Raw genomic sequence first — 870 nt, 5'->3', positions numbered from 1 at the left:
GGCTTTGTTGCACAAAGATTTAAAAATTAAACCTAGCCGCCTATTCTATTCAAATTTAAGTTACAACGTGGGTGTGGGGTCGGCCTAATTCCGTAAATTTATTCAGAACTGCAATTCTCGCATGTATCTCATTTACCTGACTTGAAAAATGCTTTGCTGATAATTTATCTCCTAATAATTTAATACAGTGCATTTTAGTCTCAACCAAACTTCGACGATGATACCCCGACCAGTTTTTCCATATTGTCCTACCTAAACGCTTAATTGTTCGAAGCAATTCATTTCTCTCAAGTGAATGAAACTTTTTATCTTTCCAAGGCTTTGCATTTTTTCTGGGTGGAATCACTGCATGTGCTTGTCGACCTACAATTATCTGTCGGCAGTATTTTGTGTCATAAGCTCTATCTGCATAAACAGAATCAATCTTCTCCTCTGGTAGAATTTGATTAATTAAATCATCAAGTACCTGTGAATCACTGACATTATTTGTAGTGAGCTGAACCGCCCGTATTTGCAGGGTTTTAGCATCAATACCTATGTGAATCTTACGCCATTGACGACGATATTCAGGCTGATGTTTCTTACGTTTCCATTCACCTTCACCTAAAAATTTCAGGCCAGTGGAATCGATGAGTAGATGCAGTCCATCACTGCTTTTCTGATAGCTAATCGCAATATTAATATGCTTTTGTCTTCTACAAAGGGTGGAATAATCTGGTGCGGTCCAATCGAAACCACAGAGTTTAATAAGGCTCTGAACAAATCCTGTGACCATGCGTAAAGAGAGTCGAAATAGTGATTTGATCATGAGACAACATTGAATAGCTGCATCGGAATAAGTTTGATTTCGACCTTGTTTACCCTGTGGGT

The 870-nt window shown here is 38.3% G+C and carries 1 protein-coding gene; it reads right to left on the bottom strand.

Annotated elements, in window-relative coordinates:
* Positions 1-55 precede the first annotated feature (55 nt).
* A partial coding sequence (locus LZZ98_RS15440) for an IS5 family transposase (protein WP_237788596.1) occupies positions 56-870 on the bottom strand: 815 nt, incomplete at its 5' end.

The organism is Acinetobacter sp. SM34 (assembly GCF_022012365.1).
In the GTDB taxonomy this organism is placed as follows: domain Bacteria; phylum Pseudomonadota; class Gammaproteobacteria; order Pseudomonadales; family Moraxellaceae; genus Acinetobacter.
This window is presented reverse-complemented; position numbering and strand designations above follow the sequence as displayed.